At 75.4% G+C, this 16,950-nt stretch carries 17 protein-coding genes; 9 read left to right on the top strand and 8 right to left on the bottom strand.

From position 1 onward, the window contains the following. Positions 1-103 precede the first annotated feature (103 nt). From R3E88_13680 to R3E88_13670, 3 genes are read left to right on the top strand one after another with little or no spacing between them, the layout of a single operon-like run. On the top strand, positions 104-679 hold the full coding sequence (locus R3E88_13680) for an NnrU family protein (protein MEZ4217528.1): 576 nt from the start codon (positions 104-106) through the stop codon (positions 677-679). Between the two features lie 22 nt (positions 680-701). Beyond that, positions 702-875 (top strand): hypothetical protein, encoded by a 174-nt coding sequence (locus R3E88_13675; GenBank protein ID MEZ4217527.1) that lies wholly within the window; start codon positions 702-704, stop codon positions 873-875. A gap of 36 nt (positions 876-911) precedes the next feature. Beyond that, a complete protein-coding gene (locus R3E88_13670; GenBank protein MEZ4217526.1) occupies positions 912-1,226 on the top strand; it encodes a hypothetical protein in 315 nt (104 codons plus the stop codon). Positions 1,227-1,245: 19 nt separating this feature from the next. Here the strand turns inward: R3E88_13670 and R3E88_13665 are convergent, their stop codons facing one another. Then, positions 1,246-2,085: an alpha/beta hydrolase gene (locus R3E88_13665; protein MEZ4217525.1), complete on the bottom strand. Its 840-nt coding sequence runs from the start codon at positions 2,083-2,085 to the stop codon at positions 1,246-1,248. 167 nt (positions 2,086-2,252) lie between these two features. Here R3E88_13665 and R3E88_13660 point away from each other — a divergent pair, with 167 nt between their 5' ends. The 3 genes from R3E88_13660 to R3E88_13650 all read left to right on the top strand — a co-directional run bounded on the left by R3E88_13660 (position 2,253) and on the right by R3E88_13650 (position 6,086). Then, on the top strand, positions 2,253-3,065 hold the full coding sequence (locus tag R3E88_13660; GenBank protein MEZ4217524.1) for an SDR family NAD(P)-dependent oxidoreductase: 813 nt from the start codon (positions 2,253-2,255) through the stop codon (positions 3,063-3,065). Between the two features lie 79 nt (positions 3,066-3,144). Beyond that, positions 3,145-4,575 carry a pitrilysin family protein gene (locus tag R3E88_13655; GenBank protein MEZ4217523.1) on the top strand — a complete coding sequence of 477 codons (1,431 nt, stop codon included), beginning with the start codon at positions 3,145-3,147 and terminating at the stop codon, positions 4,573-4,575. After that, on the top strand, positions 4,572-6,086 hold the full coding sequence (locus R3E88_13650) for an insulinase family protein (protein ID MEZ4217522.1): 1,515 nt from the start codon (positions 4,572-4,574) through the stop codon (positions 6,084-6,086). The genes R3E88_13655 and R3E88_13650 overlap by 4 nt, the downstream gene beginning before the upstream one ends. Before the next feature lie 46 nt (positions 6,087-6,132). On the opposite strand, the gene R3E88_13645 is transcribed toward R3E88_13650, so the two are convergent. Genes R3E88_13645 through R3E88_13630 form a run of 4 tightly spaced genes read right to left on the bottom strand, consistent with a single transcriptional unit; the run spans position 6,133 to position 9,781 of the window. After that, a complete protein-coding gene (locus R3E88_13645; protein ID MEZ4217521.1) occupies positions 6,133-7,125 on the bottom strand; it encodes an alpha/beta hydrolase in 993 nt (330 codons plus the stop codon). Then, the gene (locus R3E88_13640; protein MEZ4217520.1) at positions 7,125-7,727 is read right to left on the bottom strand and encodes a hypothetical protein; all 603 of its coding nucleotides are present in this window, start codon (positions 7,725-7,727) and stop codon (positions 7,125-7,127) included. Before R3E88_13640 ends, R3E88_13645 begins: the two co-directional genes overlap by 1 nt. Further along, positions 7,728-9,014, bottom strand: coding sequence for a M48 family metalloprotease (locus R3E88_13635; protein ID MEZ4217519.1), 1,287 nt, complete (start codon positions 9,012-9,014; stop codon positions 7,728-7,730). It abuts the gene before it with no gap. Continuing rightward, positions 9,011-9,781: a hypothetical protein gene (locus R3E88_13630; protein ID MEZ4217518.1), complete on the bottom strand. Its 771-nt coding sequence runs from the start codon at positions 9,779-9,781 to the stop codon at positions 9,011-9,013. The genes R3E88_13635 and R3E88_13630 overlap by 4 nt, the downstream gene beginning before the upstream one ends. 160 nt (positions 9,782-9,941) lie before the next feature. Here R3E88_13630 and R3E88_13625 point away from each other — a divergent pair, with 160 nt between their 5' ends. After that, the gene (locus R3E88_13625; GenBank protein ID MEZ4217517.1) at positions 9,942-10,805 is read left to right on the top strand and encodes an alpha/beta hydrolase; all 864 of its coding nucleotides are present in this window, start codon (positions 9,942-9,944) and stop codon (positions 10,803-10,805) included. Here R3E88_13625 and R3E88_13620 read toward each other — a convergent pair. The 3 genes from R3E88_13620 to R3E88_13610 are packed head-to-tail and all read right to left on the bottom strand — an operon-like array spanning position 10,802 to position 13,906. Then, positions 10,802-11,926 (bottom strand): hypothetical protein, encoded by a 1,125-nt coding sequence (locus R3E88_13620; GenBank protein ID MEZ4217516.1) that lies wholly within the window; start codon positions 11,924-11,926, stop codon positions 10,802-10,804. The genes R3E88_13625 and R3E88_13620 overlap by 4 nt on opposite strands. Next, positions 11,923-13,122, bottom strand: a complete 1,200-nt coding sequence (locus tag R3E88_13615) for a sulfotransferase (protein MEZ4217515.1) — start codon at positions 13,120-13,122, stop codon at positions 11,923-11,925. Before R3E88_13615 ends, R3E88_13620 begins: the two co-directional genes overlap by 4 nt. A 37-nt stretch (positions 13,123-13,159) precedes the next feature. Continuing rightward, complete coding sequence (locus tag R3E88_13610) at positions 13,160-13,906, bottom strand: nitroreductase family protein (GenBank protein MEZ4217514.1); 747 nt, start codon at positions 13,904-13,906, stop codon at positions 13,160-13,162. A gap of 280 nt (positions 13,907-14,186) precedes the next feature. Here R3E88_13610 and R3E88_13605 point away from each other — a divergent pair, with 280 nt between their 5' ends. After that, positions 14,187-15,035, top strand: a complete 849-nt coding sequence (locus tag R3E88_13605) for an SDR family NAD(P)-dependent oxidoreductase (GenBank protein MEZ4217513.1) — start codon at positions 14,187-14,189, stop codon at positions 15,033-15,035. A 62-nt stretch (positions 15,036-15,097) separates the two neighbouring features. Further along, a complete protein-coding gene (locus R3E88_13600) occupies positions 15,098-16,609 on the top strand; it encodes an aldehyde dehydrogenase (GenBank protein ID MEZ4217512.1) in 1,512 nt (503 codons plus the stop codon). Positions 16,610-16,950: the final 341 nt, after the last annotated feature.

The raw sequence follows: 16,950 nt of genomic DNA, 5'->3' as shown, positions 1-16,950 counted from the left end.
GGCGAGAGGGGGCGAGGCCTTGTGGCGCACTCTCCGGCGCCGGCCGCGACGCGCTCGCCCCCGATCGCGTAGGCTGCGCCCGCGCGCCTCGGAGGGCCTCTTCGTGACCCTGCTCGCCACGGGCCTCGTGCTCTTCCTCGGAACGCACTCGATCTCGATCGCGAACGCGGCGTGGCGCGATCGCATGGTCGCGCGCATCGGCGAGTCGCCGTGGAAGGGCCTCTACTCGCTTCCTGCCGCGGTCGGCCTCGTGCTGATCGTCGTCGGCTACGGCGCGGCGCGGGCCGAGCCCGTCCTCGTCTACGCACCGCCCGTCTGGCTGCGCCACGTGGCCCTCGTGGCGCTGCTGCCGGTGATGCCGCTCTTCCTGTCGACCTACTTCCCGGGGCGTCTGCGCGGCTTCGTGCGCAACCCGACGCTCGTCGCGACCGAGCTCTGGGCCGGCGCGCACCTGCTCGCGAACGGAACGCGCGCCGACGTCGCGCTCTTCGGCGGCTTCCTCGCGTGGGCGGTGGCCGACCATCTCTCGCTCGCGCGCCGCGCGCCGCGCGCGATTCCGGGCGCGCCGCCGCGCCCGGCGAACGACGCGATCGCGGTCGGTGGCGGCCTCGCGCTGTACGCTGCGATCGTCCTGTGGCTCCACCGCGCGGTGATCGGCGTGCCGGTGCTCATGGGGTGAACGCGATCGAGGAGGCCCGCACGTGACCCGACTTCCCGGACGCGACCTGGCCGAGATCCGCGGCGCGATGCCGTCCGCGATCTACGACGCGAGCATGGCGTTCTACAAGGCGCTGTGGCGCGACGGTCGGCTGGACATGCGGCTGCGCGAGCTGCTGCGGCTCAAGTCCGCGCGCCTCGCGGGCTGCGTCCATTGAAGCCACATCCGGTTTGCCGAGGCTCGGCAACAAGGGGTGACGGAGCGCGAGATCGCGGAGATCGACGACCCGGAGGCCGCGAGCCTCTCGCGGCGCGAGCGGCTCGCGCTCGCGTTCGCCGAGACGTTGATCGCGCTGCCGACGGCCATGACGGACGAGCGCTTCGCCGAGCTGCGCCGCGAGTTCGACGACGGCGAGATCGTCGAGATGTCGTACTTCGTCGGCTTCTACAACCTGCTGCACCGCTTCAACGCCGTGATCGACCTCGACCCGAAGGCGGGCGACGAGATCGTGGTCGAGCGGCTCGCCGACTTCCAGCTCGCGCCCGACGACGACGACGGCGCGCGCTGAACGTCGCGCGCGCGGTCGCCTACGCCCCGGCGTTCGCAGCCACGTGCGCGAGCAGCAGGCGCGAGACCTCGTCGGCGTGCGTCTCGGGCAGCCAGTGCGGCCCGCCCTCGACGACGACGAAGCGGTACGGCCCGGTCACGTGCTCGGCCGTCCACTCCGCGCCGTCGCGCCCGAGCGCGGGATCCTCGGTGCTCCACACGAAGAGCGTCGGCACGGCGATCGCCGGCGCGCTCTGCGCGTGGAAGTCGTACGCGCGATACCACGAGAGCGCCGCGCGCATCGCGCCCGGCTCCGTCAGCACGCGCACGTGATCCTCGACGTCGTGGCCCGCGAGGCCCGAGGCCTCGAACGCCATGCGCAGGAAGGCCTCGTCCATCGCGTCCTCGGCGCCCGCCTGCTGGAAGCCCGCGATGTAGCCCGAGCGCTCGAGCTGGTCCGAGCCGCTGCCCGGCGCGAGCGCGCGCGCGAACGCGTTCGGGTGCGGGACCGAGACGATCGCGAGCGAGCGCAGCCGCTCCGGGTGATGCGCCGCGACGTGCCAGGCGACGATCGCGCCCCAGTCGTGCCCGACGAGGTGGAAGCGTCGCGCGCCGAGCGCGTCGGCCACGTCGAGCACGTCGCCGACGAGGTGCTCGATGCGGTAGGCGTCGACGCCTTCGGGCCGCGCGCCCGGCGAGTAGCCGCGCTGGTCGGGCGCGACGGCGCGCAGCCCCGCCGCGCCGAGCGCCGCGAGCTGCGCGTTCCACTCGGCCGAGCACTGCGGGAAGCCGTGCAGGAGCAGCACGAGCTCGCCGTCCTCGGGGCCGCTCGCGCGCGCGCGGAACGCGAACGGACCGACGGGAATCTCGAGGGAACGCATCGCTCTCGCCTCCGTGGCGCGCCGCGCGAAGGGCTCGCCGCAGCGCGCGGCCGACGCTAGCCGCGATCCCCGTCGCGGGCGATGCGCGCGATGCGGGCGATGCGGGCATCGCGCTTGGCAGCCGCGCGCGCGAGGCGTAGGAAGACGGCACCCGGAAGGAGGGGTCGATGGAGCAGCTCGAAGGGCGCGTCGTCGTCGTCACGGGCGGGGCGAGCGGGATCGGACTCGGGATCGCACAGGCCTTCGCCGCCGCGGGAGCGCGCCTCGTGCTCGCGGACGTGCACGACGCGCGCCTGGCCGAAGCCGAGCGCGCGCTCGGCGGCGCGACCGACGTCGTGACACAGCGGGTCGACGTGCGCGACGCCGCGCAGGTCGAAGCGCTCGCCGAGCGCGCCTACGCGGCTTTCGGCGCCGTGCACGTCCTCTGCAACAATGCGGGCGTCGCGTGCAACGGCCTCGTCTGGCAGCACTCGCTCGCGGACTGGGACTGGGTGTTCGACACGAACGTGCGCGGCACGGTGAACGGGCTGCGCGCCTTCGTGCCGCGCATGCTCGCGCAGGGCGAGCCCGGGCACGTCGTCAACACCGCGTCGATGCTCGGCCTCGCGAGCTCGCCGCTCACGGGCGTGTACGGCGCGAGCAAGCAGACGGTCCTCGCCATCACCGAGACGCTGCGGCTCGACCTCGAGATCGTCGGCGCACCGATCGGCGTCTCCGCGCTGTGCCCGGGGCCCGTGCGCACGAACGTCGGCGAGGAGCCGGGCCGCCCGCCCGTCGATGCCGCGCACACGCGCGGGATCGTGGCGACCGTGAACGCCGCGCTGCGCGACGTCGTCGCGAACGGCATGGATCCGCGCGAGGTGGGCGAGCGCGTCGTCGACGCCGTGCGCGCCGGGCGCTTCTGGATCCTCCCCGACCCGTCGCTGCTCGCGAACGTCGACGCGCGCATGGCCGGGCTGCGCAGCGACGTCGGCGGCTGAGCGCGCGCGGCCGCGCGCGCGGCCCGCTTCGCTAGGGTTGCGCGCCGTGGGACGGCGAGCGCGAACGAGCTTCCACCGCATGCCCGGCGTCCTCGTCGCGCTGCTCGCCGTGTGCGCGACGCCCGCCGTCGCGGCGGAGCCGACCGACGCGCCCACTGCCGCGTGCGCACCGCTCGACGTCGCCGCGCTCGCCGCGCGCATCGTCCCCTCCATCGAGTCGTACACGCTCGCGAACGGGCTGCGCGTCCACCTCGTGCCGCGCGCCGCGGACGCCACCGTCGCCGTGCGCGTCGCCTACGACGTCGGTGCGCGCGACGAGGAGCCCGGGCGCAGCGGCACGGCCCACCTGTTCGAGCACCTCATGTTCAAGGGCTCGGAGCGCGTCGGCGACGGCGTCTTCTTCCGCATCGCGCGCGACGCCGGCGGGCGCACCAACGCGTCGACCGACTACGACCTCACGCAGTACTGGGCCACCGTTGCGCCCGCGGCGCTCGACCGCGTGCTCTTCGCGGAGGCCGACCGCATGCGCGGCCTCCGCCTCGACGAGGCGAGCCTCGCGAGCCAGCGCGCGGCGATCGACGAGGAGCGCGGGCAGCTCTACGCGACGCCCGGCGTCGCCGCGGCGGAGGCGTTCGGGATCGCGCTCTGGGAGGGCACGCCGTACGGACACTCGGTGATCGGCGGCCGCGAGGAGCTCGACGCGACGACGCTCGACGAGGCGATGCGCTTCCACCGCCTCCACTACGCGCCCTCGAACGCCGTGCTCGTGCTGGTCGGCGGCTTCGACGTCGCCGCGGCGCGCGCGAGCATCGCCGCGCACTTCGGCGCGCTGCCCGCGCGGCCCGGCCCGCCGCCGCGCGCGCCGTTCGCGCTCGAAGCGCGTCCGCTCGCCCGGCGCGTCGTCGACGCGCGCACGCCCTTCCCCGTGTACGCGATCGTCTGGCACGGCGTGGGTGCCACGCACGCCGATGCGCTCGCCGTCGCCGTCGTCGACGAGCTCCTGATGGGCGCGGGCGACGGCCGGCTCACGCGCGCCGTCGCGCGCCCTCTCGCGTTCGACGCGTTCGCGCTTCCCGCCGCGCTGCGCGACGTCGGCCTGCTCGACTACGTGTTCGCGCCGCGGACGTTCGCGAGCTTCCGCGAGATCGAGCGCGCGGTGCGCGGCGAGGCGCGCGCGCTGCGCGAGCGCGGGCCCGGCGCCGCCGAGCTCTGCCGCGCGCGGCGCCAGGAGCAGCGCGAGCGACTCGCGGCGCTCGACGCGAACGAGGGCGTGGCGGCCGCCATCGCGGCGGGCACGCTCGTCCACGGCGACGCGCTGCGCGCGCTCGACGAGCTCGCGCGCCTCGACGCGCTCGATGCGGGCGACGTCCGGCGCGTCGCCGCGCGCGTCCTCGTCGACGCGTCGCCGACGCTCGCGATCGCGCCGACGGGCGCGCTGCGCTGGCTGAAGCCGATCCTCGAGATCCTGCCCGCGAGCGTCGGTGCGGCGCTCGAGCGGTCGCTGCTGTGAGCGCACGCGCCGCGGCCGCGGCCCCCCGCGCGCGCGCGGTGCTCGCGGCAGCGGGGGCCGTCCTCGCGGCGTCCCTCGCCGCGAGCTGCGCGAGCGCGCCCGGGCGCGACGCGCCCTCCGTCGCGCCGCGCCCGATCGACGCGTCGCCCGCGTGCCTCGCCGAGCTCGCTCCGCAGCTCCCCGCACTCGGCGAGCGCGCTGCGGAGGCCCGCACCGCACCGCGCACCGCGACGCTCGCGAACGGAGCGCGCCTCGTCGAGGTCGAGGCGCCGGCGAGCGCGCTCGCGACGATCGCCGCGGGCTTCCCGGTCGACTGGGCGCACACCGACCTGCCGAGCGACCTCGCGACCGGCCTCCTCGCCTCGGGCGCGACCGCGGGCGACGCCGACGCGTTCGTCGACGCGGTGCGCGCGCTCGGCGCGCACGTCGGCGCGAGCGCGGACGACGGATGGCTGTGGCTCGAGCTGCGCTTCCCCGAGGAGCGCGCCGACGGCGCGCTCGACGTGCTCGCGCGCTGGCTGCGCGTCTCGCCGCCGGCGGACGAGCCGCTCGCGCGCGCGCGGCGACGGGCCGCGCTCGCGCGCCTCGCCGACGACGCCACCGCGAGCGCGGTCGCGACCCGCGCCTTCGCGCGTCTGCACGCGCCCGTCGCGGGTGCCGCGCGCGCGCTCCCGCGCCCCGACCTCGACGGCGCGACCCCCGACGCGCTCGCGCGCTTCCTCGCGAACGCGCTCGACCCCGCGCGCGCGGTCTTCGTGTACGAGCGCGCGCGCTCCGACGACGCCGTGCGCGCGCGGCTCGCGGCGCTGCGCGGCGCGCCGGGCGACGGCGCGAAGCATTCCGCGCAGGTCGAGCCGGCCGGCGCCGCCGCCATCGCGAACGCCGCGAACGCGATCCACGTCGTCGACCGGCCGGGAGCGGCGCAGGTCGAGCTGCTCGTCGGCCACGCGACGGTCGGCCCGGCCGACGCCGACTTCGCCGCGCTCTCGATGCTCGCGAGCCTGCTCGGCGGTGACGTCGGCGGGCGCCTCTTCCGCGACCTGCGCGAGCGCCAGGGCCTCGCCTACGTCGCGAACGCCGAGCAGCGGCGCGACGGCACGTTCGTCGTCACCACGCGCACGCGCCCCGAGCGGCTCGCCGCGCTGCTCGTGGGCGTCGAGGCCCATCTCGCCACGCTCGCGAGCACGCCGCTCGCGGACTGCGAGCGCGCGATGCTCGCGCGGCGCGCGCTGGGCGAGATCGCGCTCGCGGGCGACGCTCCCGCCTCCCGCCGCACGCGCGAGCGCGCCGAGCTCGCGGCCCACGGTCGCGTCCGGGACGACGCCGAGCGGGCCGCGGACGTGCGCCGCGCGCTCGCGCGGCTCGACGACGTCGCGCGACACCACCTCGCGGGCGCGCCGCTCGTCGTCCTCGTCGGCGACCGCGCGCGCATCGAGGGCGAGCTCGCCGCGGCGATCCCGGAGCGGCCGATCGCGGAGGTCGACCCCTTCGCGCAGGCCGGGGATCGTTAGGCGCGGGCGCCTCGTCGGGCGCGACCGCCCGCGCCGCCGGATGCGCTCAGCGCGTGCAGTGCGCGTCGGCGAGGAAGGCGAGCACGGCGTCCGAGGCGGGGTCGCCCTCGCGGCTGAGCGACACCGCGATGCGCTGGTGGTTCTGGCCGTCGAGCGTGCGGCGCTGCGCGCGGCCCCCGCGCGCGTCGATCGCGGCGGCGAGCACGTCGCTCTGGCGCTCGAAGCGGGCGGGCTCGCCCGCCGCGTTCATCACGAGCGCGGGGGGCAGCGGCGGCGCGAGGTGGCGCGCGATCGACGCGTCGCGCGTCCACGCATCGGGCGCGCCGGGCGAGTCGTCCGCGAACAGGTCCTCGAAGTACGCGCGGCTCGCGCCGAGCTCCCAGGTGCGCGCGTCCTCGAGGTCGTAGCCGGCGCCGCTCACGAGGACGAGCCCGCAGAGCGATGCGCGGTCGACGCCGCGCGCGGCGAGCGGCGCGTCGGCGAGCCCGACCCACGCGGCGAGCCACGCGCCGGCCGAGTGGCCCGCGAGCGCGATGCGCCGCGGGTCGCCGCCGTAGTCGGCGACGTGGCGCGCGAGCCAGGCGGTGGCGTCGGCGACGTCGGCGACCTGGTCGCGCCAGCCGACCTCCGGCTGCAGGCGGTAGCTCAGCACGGCCGTCGCGATGCCGCGCGCGGCGTAGAAGCGGCCGACGTTCTGGTACGGATACACGCCGAGCGCGCCGTAGGCGCGATCGCCCGAAGTCCATCCGCCGCCGTGCACGAACAGCAGCACGGGGAACGGAGCGGTCGCGGTGTCGGTGTCCGTGTCCGTGTCCGTGTCGGGCAGGAAGAGGTCGAGGCGGTGCTCGTCGGCGACTGCGCCCTCTCCATCTTCGTCGCGGTACGGGATGTCGCGCTGGATGCGCGCCGGGTCGAGCTCGGCCTCTCGATAGGCGAGGGCCGCGCCCGCCATCTCCGTCAGCGCGCAGCCCGGAGCCGTCGCCGCGAGCGCGCTCGCGGCGACGGCGATGGCCGCGGTGCGGCGCGACGACGCGCGCACTACGAGGCTCCCGCCGTCTCGAAGACGACCGTCGCCACCGACGCCTCGAAGTCCGGGAGATAGCGGTCGAAGTAGTGCTGCTCGGGCGCCATGTACTCGAAGCGGTACATCCACGCGCCGACCGGGCAGCCGTACTCGACGGCGCGGCGCGGCAGGCCGATCGCATCGCGGTAGCGGTAGTCGAGCCGGTAGCAGGCCTGGCGGCCGAGCTCGACCGGGCGGTTCGACACCACCTCGAGCGCGCCGACGCCCTCGTCGAGGCGGCGGCTGTCGAGCGACAGCATCGCGACGTCCTGCACCGTCATCCCGCTCGTGATGCTGCGATTCGTGCCCTTCACCACCTGCGTCTTCGGCCAGCGCCGCACCCAGAACTGCTGCAGCTCGGCGCCGTGGCGCGTGAAGAAGAAGTGCCCGATCGCGGGCCCGTAGTACGACGACATCCAGCCGACGGGCAGGTCCATCGCGAGCTCGAACGTGGGCATCGGGAACGGCCGCGGCGTCGTGACCTCGATCGGCACCCAGATCGGCGCGCAGGCCGTCGTCGCCGCCGCGACGACGGCGGCGACGAGCGCGCGGAGCGGACGGAGCGGACGGGTCGCCATCTACTTCGCCTCCTGCGTGAGCTCGCGGACGTAGCCGCGCACGTACTCCGCGTCGTCGGCGCGCGGCGCGAGCGACAGGTAGCGGCGGAAGTGGCGCAATGCGGTGCGCGCGTCCTCGCGCGTGCGCGCGGTGCCCGTCGGTCGGTAGTAGCTGAGCGCGAGCTCGCGCGTCGCCGCCGCGTGCCGCGGGTCCGCGCGCAGCGCGCGGTCGAGCGCGTCGCGCACCTCGTGGATCGACGGGAGCGGCTTGCCGGGGAGGGCCTTCTCGCGCTGCGCGGCGAGCGCGCGCGCGAGCGCGAGCCAGGCGTCGGCGTCGTTCGCGTCGGCCTCGGTCGCGAGCCGAGCGGTGTGTGCGGACGAGATCGGGAGCCCCGCCGCGAGCTCGAGGTCGGCCTGCCGCAGCGTCGCCGGCTGGAGCCTTCGGCGGAAGGCCTGCGGCTCGAGCAGCGGAGGGCGCGGCGGCGGCGCGTCCGCGTACTGGCTCTCGACGAGCGAGCGGTAGCCCGCGATGCGCGCCGTCATCGCGGGCGGCGGCGAGAATGCGACCCAGCCCCAGGCGCCCTGCCCGTGCACCTCCTCGACGTAGTCGAGCGTCATCTCGAAGAAGCCCGGCGTTCCCTTCACGTCGTAGCCGGCGGCCGCGAGCATCGCGAGCCCCTCGCGGTCGGCGAGCACCTCGAGCGAGTGGTGGAAGCCCGGCGCCGTCGAGATCGAGGCCGCCTGCGCGAGCAGCTGGATCTGCGCCCCGCCCTGCACGAGCGTCGAGCCGACGCCGATCCACGCGAGCGAGTCGGCGCGGATGCGCGCGTCGCGCTGCGCGCGCAGCGCGTTGCGCAGCTTCACGTGCGCGAGCTCGCGCGTGAGGACGGTCGCGAGCTGCGTCTCGTCGGCCATGCGCGCGAGCAGTGCCGTGTGCAGGTAGACGACGCCGTTCGCGAACGAGTAGCCGTGGATGTTGACGTTCGAGACGACGTGCACGGACGGCTCGAGGCCCGCCCGGCGCAGGTCGTCCGGCAGCACGCGGTCGAGCACGCGCGCGAGGTAGGCGTCGAGCTCGCGGTCGACGAACAGCAGGCCCGCGATCTCGACGTCGTGCTGCAGCTCGCGCGACTTCTTCCACAGGTGCTGCTCGTCGGCGTCGAGCGCGCCGACCCCCCGCTCGGGCGCGAGCGGCGCCGGAGCGGGCGTCGCCGTCACGCAGGCCGAGAGCAGGAGCGCGGCGAGCGCCGCGCCGGCGACCTCGACGCGGCCGCGCGCGCACGCGCTCCGCCGCCGCCGCGCGCTCACTGGAACATCCCGGCGAGCACGAGGTCGACGAGCGCCTTGTTCGCGTTCGCGTCGCGCAGGTCGGACAGCGGCATCGAGACCTTGTTGAAGTAGAGGACGTCGCCCGTCCGCGCGTCGACGAGCGCCGCGACGAGCTCGGCGGGCGTCATGCCGGGGCCGGCGTAGCTGCGCGTCACGACCGCCGCGGCCGCGCCGATGCCGATCAGCGCCTGCCGCTCCGCGGTCGGCACGTGATCGGTGGCGATCATGAGCAGGAAGGCGTCGGCCTGCGTTCCGTCGAGCAGCGCGCGCGACTCGGCGCCGAGCGTGTACGAGAGGCCCTTCATCTCGCGCGGGAACGTGTGCGCGGGGTCGTAGGTGTGACGGAGCACGGCCGCCTCGAGCGACTCGAAGAGGAGCCAGCTCTCCTCGGCCTTCGTGAGACCGCTGCGCTGCGACTCGCGCCCGGCACCGAGCCGGAAGTCCGGGCGCGGCGGGTGCGAGCCCGCGTACGCGACGTACCGCTTGCCCGCGCGCTCGACGAAGTCGCGGACGGCGGCGTGGGCGTGGCGGTTGGCGGCGTCGCTCCACTCCTGCACCTCCTGCTCGACGTTGCCCGACGACATCGCGTAGACGGAGACGAGCGGCGGCACGAGCGTCACCGCCTGCACGTCGGCGATGCGCCGCGGGTAGTCGGTCGCGCGCCGGTAGGGCGGCGGCGCGACGCACGCCGCGCTCGCGAGGAGGAGCGCGCCGAGCAGCGCGCGCCGTGCCGTGGCTCGGATCATCGTCGTCCTCCGCTCGCGGGCCTCGCACCCGCTCGTCCGGCCGCGCGCGCACGCGCGGTCGCCGAGACTACCGAACCTTGTAGCGCGCGCGGCCGCGCGCACGACCGGGCCATCCGGCCCGGGAGCCACGCGGCGCCGCGCGCGGCATCCTCCGCGCGTGATGCGCACGAGCTCGGCGATCCTCGGCCTCGCGCTCGCCTGCGCGTGCGCGGCGTCCGCGCGCGCCGAGAGCGTCGAGACGCCCATCGGGCGCTTCGCGTACACGCTGCGGGGCGAGGGCGCGCCGCTCGTCGTGCTCGAAGCCGGGCTCGGCGACGGCGCCGACGTCTGGGAGCGCGTGCTCGACCCCGTGGCGCGCACCGCGCGCGTGCTCGCCTACGACCGCATCGGCCACGGCGAGAGCCGCGCCGCGTGCGGCGCGCGCGGCGGCGCGAGGAGCGGCGCACGCGTGGTGCGCGAGCTGCGCGCGCTGCTCTTTGCGCTCGCACTCGAGCCGCCCTACGTGCTCGTCGGGCACTCGCTCGGCGGCCAGTACGTCGAGCTCTTCGCGCGCGCGCATCCCGAGGAGGTCGCCGGCGTCGTGCTCGTCGACGCGCGCCACGTCGACTTCGCGCGCCGCTGCGAGGAGCGCGGCGTCTCGGGCTGCGAGATGTCGTGGCTGGCGCGGCTCTTCCTGCCCCGCGCCGCGGCGGCCGAGATCCGCGCGGCGGGCCGCACCGAGGACGAGCTGCGCGCCGCCGGGCCCTTCCCGCCCGTTCCACTGCGCGTGCTGTCGGCCGCGCGACGCCCGCGCGCGGAGCCCGGGCTGCGGCGCGCGTGGGCCGACGCGCAGCGCGACCTCGCGCGCCTGTCGCCCCGCGGCGCCCAGGAGACCTGCGCCGACTGCGGCCACTACGTGCAGCGCGAGGCGCCCGAGCGCGTCGTGCGCGCCATCGCCTCCGTGCTGCGGGAAGCGGCAGCGATGCGCGACGCGGCCGCGCGCGGCGCGCCGGGCACGCCGACGAGCGCTCCGTCCGGTCGTTAGTCGAGGCTCGCGAGGGCCTCGCACGGCACGATGCGCGGCGCGGGACACGGAGGCGGGCCGTCGAGGTGGTACCAGCGGAACTGCCACACGCCCTCGTCGTGCCCGGCGGTCGAGATCCACGTCGCGTCCGCGAGGCGCGGGTCCCGGTGGGCGACGACGAGCCGCACCGTGCCGTCGGCGCGCGGGCGCGCGCTTCGCGCATTGGTGTGGATGGGATGGTGTCGGTAGTCGAAGGACTCGCCCCAGTAGTTCGACAGCACGAACATCCAGTACGGGCACTCGGGCGGCGGCGCGAAGTCGATCACCGCGGCCTCGTCGCGGCGCAGGCGCCACCACCCCGACGAGAGCTGGTTGTACGGGATGCCCTGGTTCTTGCGCATGCGCTCGGGGTCGCTGCCCTCGAAGGCGTTGATGCCGCGCGCCTGGTAGCCGTCGGAGATGTCGAAGAAGAGCTGGTTGCTGCCGCGCACGTAGCGGACGACGCGCCGCAGCGCGGCCTCGACGGTCGCGGGGTCGAGCGGCGGCGGCGCCTCCGTCGCGTCGGTGCGCGCGATGTGGAACTCGCCCGCGCGGTCGCGCGTCCGGTCCCAGAACGTCTGGCGGATCATCAGCGTCGTCGCACCCGGGCGCAGCTCGATCCAGTTGCCCGGCTGGCGGCGCGCGGAGAGCGTCACCTCGAACGCGCCGTCGGGCCCGAGCTCGAGGTCGTCGAGGTCGACGAAGGCGACCGTGTCGCGTCCCTTCTCGGACTTGCCGTACGAGCCGCCGTAGACGGCGAACGAGATCGTGTGCGCGTCGCCGCGCCGTCCCCACACGCGGTACTCGAACGCGTCCGAGACGTACGCGTTGAGGTGGATGTTGTCGGGGTTGTCCCAGCCGAGCTTCATCGTCTCGTGCAGGCTCACGGTGAACGCGGGCACGGCCGCGTCGCCCGATTCGACGATCAGCTCGAACGCCGAGCGCAGCATGCGCGTGAGGAAGCGGTGCGCCTCGGCGAGGTCGACCGGCGTCTTCGGCGCCGACGGGCGCAGCACCTGCGCGCCGATCTCCTTGAGTCCGTCGCAGAACGCGTTCCAGGCCTCGCCCGAGGCGAGGGCGTCGAGCGGGTCGCGGTCGGTCACGGTCGGGTCTCCTCGTTCGCGCGGGCATCCGCGCGCTGCGCGGTCGCCGCGGGGGGCGGCCCATCGGGGCCGGGCCAGCCGAACCGCTCGAAGAGCGGCGCGAGCGCGCGCCGGATCTCCGCCGGCGCGAGCCCGACCTCCGAGAGCGCGTAGTCGTGCGACGGCTTGTACGCGCGCGCGTGCGCGGCCGCGCGCTCCATCGCCGCGAGCGACGACGGGCCGACCTCGAGGCCGAGCTCGTCGTACACCTGCCGCATCGCGCCCGCCGGGTCGGCGACGAGCCGCTCGTAGCGCACCGCCGTCGCGCGCGTGGCCGCGTGCTTCGCGAGCGTGTCGAACGGATAGCGATAGGAGAAGAGCGAGTTCTCCCCGACGATGCGCAACGCGTTCTCGATCAGCTCCGGCGCGGTGCCCGAGGCCTTGTAGTTGCGCAGCATCATCTTCTGGATGCTCGGGATCGTCTCGAACGGGTTGCGCACGAGGATCGCGAAGCGCGCGTCCGGGAACGCCTCGATCAGGCTCTCGACCTTGCCCGAGAACAGCGGATTCTTGCTGAGGTGCGTCTTCTCCGGCCCGTTCAGGTAGAGCTGACGCTGCACGCAGCCGCGATAGAAGCGCATCACCTTGCGGCGCGTGCGCGCGTCGAGCGCGACGTCGAAGCGGGTGAACGGGCGCATGGCCTCGAGGTTCGGGAACACGACGCCCGCGGTCGCCGAGTAGAGCGTGAGCGAGAGGAGGAACTCGTCCTCCTCGGGGCCGAGCAGGTCCATCGGGTGCATCTGGCGGCCCTTCGCGAAGACGCGGTCCTGCCACGCGCGCACGCGCGCCTCGAGCCGCCCGCCGAGCCGCGCGCGATCGAAGCGGCCGACGGCGCGCAGGAGCTTCTTCTGCACGAGCGACGGCAGGAAGAGCTCGTAGGCCATGAACCAGCTGAACGCCTCGTCCGCGCCGAGCAGCTCGTGCAGCAGCGTCGTGCCGCTGCGCGCGTGGCCGATGACGAAGAGCGGCGCGCGCACGCGCACGCGCCGGAAGCCCGGGAAGAGCACGTGATCGAGCGCGAGGCACAGCGAGTTCACGAGCGCGAGCGCCGGCACCGCGAGGAAGAGCGTCCACACGACCCTGCGCCGGCGCGGCGTCATCGGCTCCGAGAACGCGCGGCGGAAGATGCGGACGAACTGGCGGACGTGGAAGGGCATGGGCTCCCCGAGCGGCCGCCTCGCGGCCGGCCGAATGCTAGGCGGGCACGCGACCGCCGACGGCCGCGCCCGCGTCGAGCGCGAGCGGCGCGCCGAACCGCTCGCCGAAGGCCATCGTCTCGAGCGGCTTGCGCGCGAGGGGCCCGTGTCCGCGCGCGCGCGGAACGCCGATCGGAACGAGCGCGTGGAGCCGCCAGGGCTCCGGCACCTCGAGCGCCGCGCGCACGGCCTCCTCGCGGCGCCACGTCATCGTCGTGAGCACGCCGCCGAGCCCCTCGGCCCGGCACGCGAGCAGCGCGGCGTACACGGCGGGGTAGAGCGACGCGCCGTACAGGAACTGCGGCTGCGTCTCCTCCTCGCCCGGCCGGCGCAGCAGGCGCGGGTCGTGCACCCACGCGAGCACGACCGGCACGTCGGCGAAGCGCGCGGCGAGCTCGTCGCCCGCGGCCATCGCGCGCTCGCCGCGCGCGCGCGTCGGCGCGGGCAGGCGCGCCATCGCCTCGCGTCCGGGCTGCGAGTAGGTCTCCCAGACGTCGCGGAAGAGCGCGCCGAGCGCGCGCTTGCGCGCGGCATCGCGCACGACGACGACGCGCCAGGGCTGCGCGTTGCCGCCGCTCGGCGCACACGTCGCCGCGCGCAGCACGCGGGCGAGCGCGGCGTCGGGGACGGGGTCGGGGCGGAGCCTGCGGATCGCGCGGCAGGTGCAGAGCGCCTCGTACAGGCCGAGCCGCGCGCGGTCGTCGCCGAAGAGCTCGTCGGCGCGCTCGGCGACGCGATCCTCCACGGTGTGCCCTCCTGTGCCGGCGCCGCCGCCGGGCGTCTCCCGCGCGGCGCCGCCTTGCGCGACGCGCCGTTCCCCGCTGCGCGCTCGCGGTCGTCGACCCCGGCCGTCGCGGCGTCGTATCCTACACCGCTCCGTCGACGCCGGGACGCGCACGAAGCCGCGCCGGGTACGCATCGCGAGCGCGGTGCGGCGCGGTGCGGCGCGCGGCACAGGCCTAACATCGACGAACGCCGGTGCCGCGCGCGGCGCGCCGCGCGGCGAGACCAGGAGAGCCGAGGACATGCGACGATTCGAAGGGCGGAACGCGATCGTGACGGGGGCGAGCCGCGGCATCGGCGCGGCGACGAGCGAGCGGCTCGCGGCCGAGGGCGCCAACGTGCTGCTCGTCGCCCGCACGCTCGACCAGCACGACCACCTCGCCGGCAGCCTGCGCGAGACGGCCGAGCGCTGCCGGAAGTACGGAACGCGCATCGAGGTGCTCACGGCCGACCTCGCCGACGCGGAGAGCCGCGCACAGGTCGTACCGGCCGCGCTCGACGCCTTCGCCGGGCGCGTCGACGTGCTCGTCAACAACGCGGCCGCCGCCATGTACGCCCTGAACGCCGACTTCCCGCTGAAGCGCCGCCGCGTCACGTTCGAGGTCAACGTCCACGCGCCCGTCGACCTCATGCAGGCCGTGCTGCCGCAGATGGTCGAGCGCGGCGAGGGCTGGATCGTGAACCTCTCGAGCGGGAGCGCGCCGCTCGTCGCGGGCCCTCCGTTCGACCTGCCGCCCGCGGCGCGCACGATCGGCGTCTACGGCGCGAGCAAGGCCGCGCTCAACCGGCTCACCAACGCGTTCGCGGCCGAGTTCTTTGGCGCGGGCATCCGCATCAACACCGTCGAGCCGCGCGCGGCCGTGCTCAGCGAGGGCGCCGAGGTGCTCGTCGGCGAGCACCTCTCCGCGGACCAGATCGAGTCGATGGAGGCGATGGTCGAGGCGATCGTCGCGCTCTGCTGCTGCGAGCGCGCGCGCACGGGCGGCGTGCTCGAGAGCCTCGCGCTGCTCGACGAGCTCGGCGCGACCGTCATGACACTCGATGCGACGCGCCCCTACCCGGGCGGCCAGCGCCCCGTCCGCGCCGACTAGCGAGCCAGGGCGCGCGGCACCGCGGCGCCTCCCCGAACCCACTTCCGATCGGAGATCCTCCCATGGCTTCCCTCACGCACGAGAACGCGAAGCGCATCGCCGCCGGCCTCCGGCTCCCGCACCTGGCCTTCGTCGACGGCGCGCCCTGCCCGGCCGCCTCGGGCGACGTCTTCCAGACGCTGAACCCCGCGACGGGCGAGGTGCTCGCCGAGGTCGCGCACTGCGGCGCCGACGACGTCGACCGCGCCGTCCGAGCGGCGCGGCGCGCGTTCGACGAGGGCGTCTGGTCGCGCACCGCGCCCGAGGAGCGCAAGCGCGTGCTGCTGCGGCTCGCCGACCTCGTGCGCGAGAACGCCGAGGAGCTCGCCGTCCTCGAGAGCCTCGACAGCGGCAAGACGATCACCGACTGCCTGCACGAGATCGGCAACGAGGTGCCGACGTTCTTCCAGTGGTACGCCGAGCTCGCGGACAAGGCGTTCGGCCGCGTGGCGCCGACGGGCGAGCACGCGCTCGCGCTGATCGTGAAGGAGCCGGCCGGCGTCGTCGGGCTCGTGCTGCCGTGGAACTTCCCGCTGCTGATGGCGGCCTGGAAGCTCGCCCCCGCGCTCGCCGCGGGCTGCTCGGCGATCGTGAAGCCCGCCGAGCAGACGCCGCTCACGGCGCTCCGCCTCGCCGAGCTCGCGGCCGTGGCCGGCGTGCCGGCCGGCGTGCTGAACGTGCTCCCCGGGCACGGAGAGACCACGGGGCAGGCGATCGGCCGCCACCGCGACGTCGACGTCGTCTCGTTCACCGGCTCGACCGAGGTCGGCGGCTACTTCCTTCGTTATGCGGGCGAGAGCAATCTCAAGGTCGTCGGCCTCGAGATGGGCGGCAAGAGCCCGTTCATCGTGCTCGACGACGCGCCGCTCGACGACCACCTGATCGAGAACGCCGCGATGTCGGCATTCTGGAACGCCGGCCAGAACTGCTCGGCGAACATGCGCCAGCTCGTCGACCGCCGCGTCGCCGACGAGTACGCCGAGCGCGTGACGGCGCGCGCGCGCGCCTTCGTGCTCGGCGACCCGCTCGACCCCGCGACCCAGATCGGCGCGATGGTGACGCGCGAGCACCAGGAGCGCGTGATGGGATACATCGAAGCCGGCCGCCGCGAGGGCGCGCGCCTGCTCGCCGGCGGCGCGAGCGAGCGCGAGCCCGGCTGCTTCGTGCAGCCGACCGTCTTCGCCGGCCTCGAGCCGCGCATGACCATCGCGCGCGAGGAGATCTTCGGGCCCGTGCTCGGCATCCTGCCGGTCGACGGCCTCGAGCAGGCGCTCGCCGTTGCGCGCGACAGCGACTACGGCCTCCACGCCACCGTGTTCACGAACGACATCGACCGCGCCCTCCACCTCGCGCGGCGCCTCCCGTGCGGGACGATCTCGATCAACGCCTTCTCGGAGGGCGACGTGAAGACGCCCTTCGGCGGGTTCAAGCGCTCGGGCTCCCTCGCCCGCGACAACGGCGCCGAGGCCCTCGACCAGTACCTCCAGACCAAGACGATCTGGATCGCCACCCGCCCGCCCGGGCGGGGGGCCTGAGCCGGGCCGGCCGGCTTCCATTCTTAGTGGGTCGGTATCCTCTGGGGCCGGGGCCGGCTCGCACCTCGCGGAACGAATCTTCCCTCGGAGCGGAAAGGGATTTTCCCTCACTCGACTGGGGCACGGGGGTTCTCCCTGGGCCCGGGGCCCAACCCCCCGCCATCACTGCACTTGTTCTTCATCCGATCGCAACGGAATTTCCGGAACGGACGTTGCATGAACCGGCACTGGTTCTGTGCGCGGAGAGCGGGCCGGTGGCGCCCACCCCGCGCGGCGCCCGGTGCCGGAACACGGGGCGCGTGAACGCGGATGGTCAGAACGCACGACACCCGGCGCGACCA

The organism is Myxococcota bacterium (assembly GCA_041389495.1).
GTDB lineage: Bacteria > Myxococcota_A > UBA9160 > UBA9160 > UBA4427 > JAWKRT01.
The sequence above is the reverse complement of the archived record's forward strand: the minus strand, read 5'-3'. Positions and strand labels throughout refer to the sequence as shown.

Bases quoted from the DNA above. Each gene is read 5' to 3' on its own strand.
- R3E88_13605 (MEZ4217513.1), top strand. From the start codon at position 14,187: ATGCGACGATTCGAAGGGCGGAACGCGATCGTGACGGGGGCGAGCCGC.
- R3E88_13625 (MEZ4217517.1), top strand. From the start codon at position 9,942: ATGCGCACGAGCTCGGCGATCCTCGGCCTCGCGCTCGCCTGCGCGTGC.
- R3E88_13600 (MEZ4217512.1), top strand. From the start codon at position 15,098: ATGGCTTCCCTCACGCACGAGAACGCGAAGCGCATCGCCGCCGGCCTC.
- R3E88_13665 (MEZ4217525.1), bottom strand. From the start codon at position 2,085: ATGCGTTCCCTCGAGATTCCCGTCGGTCCGTTCGCGTTCCGCGCGCGC.
- R3E88_13615 (MEZ4217515.1), bottom strand. From the start codon at position 13,122: ATGCCCTTCCACGTCCGCCAGTTCGTCCGCATCTTCCGCCGCGCGTTC.
- R3E88_13630 (MEZ4217518.1), bottom strand. From the start codon at position 9,781: ATGATCCGAGCCACGGCACGGCGCGCGCTGCTCGGCGCGCTCCTCCTC.
- R3E88_13655 (MEZ4217523.1), top strand. From the start codon at position 3,145: ATGCCCGGCGTCCTCGTCGCGCTGCTCGCCGTGTGCGCGACGCCCGCC.
- R3E88_13640 (MEZ4217520.1), bottom strand. From the start codon at position 7,727: ATGGCGACCCGTCCGCTCCGTCCGCTCCGCGCGCTCGTCGCCGCCGTC.
- R3E88_13660 (MEZ4217524.1), top strand. From the start codon at position 2,253: ATGGAGCAGCTCGAAGGGCGCGTCGTCGTCGTCACGGGCGGGGCGAGC.